The 517-nt window shown below is 69.6% G+C and carries 1 pseudogene; it reads left to right on the forward strand.

What is annotated here, in order from left to right:
* A pseudogene (locus R3P93_RS24550) lies at positions 1–517 on the forward strand (AMP-binding protein); the annotation flags it as partial.

Genomic DNA, 517 nt, shown 5'->3' on the forward strand with positions numbered 1-517 from the left:
CCGGTGGACCGCGCCGGGATGTCGGAAGACACCGATATCGCGGGCCTGCGGGTAATCGGCGTGGAGGCTGCCGACGCCGCCCACTACCCATTGAGTCTCGTCGCCTCGGCCGAGGCCCGGCTGCACCTGAAGTTCGAATACCTGCCCGACCTCGTCGACGCGCGCGCGGTCGAGAGCATCGCGGACCGGGTGGTGCGGGTGCTCGAAGCCTGCGGCGGACCCGACGTACCGCTCGCGGGACTGTCGCTGCTCACCGATCACGAGCGCGACACGTTGGTGCCGGTGCGCGGCGCGTCGGGCGTCTGCGCCCGAACGCTCGCACAACTATTAGCGGAAGCGGCACCGCAGGATCCCGATGCGGTGGCGCTCTAGTACGGCGAGCGTGACGTGTCCTACCGGGAGCTCGACGAACTGTCGAACCGCCTCGCGCGCGTCCTCCTCTCCCGCGGCACCGGCCCCGAAATATCAGTGGCCGTCGGCATTCCGCGCTCGGTCGAGTCGATGCTGTGCCTATGGG

The organism is Rhodococcus cerastii (genome assembly GCF_033042195.1).
Lineage (GTDB): Bacteria > Actinomycetota > Actinomycetes > Mycobacteriales > Mycobacteriaceae > Rhodococcoides.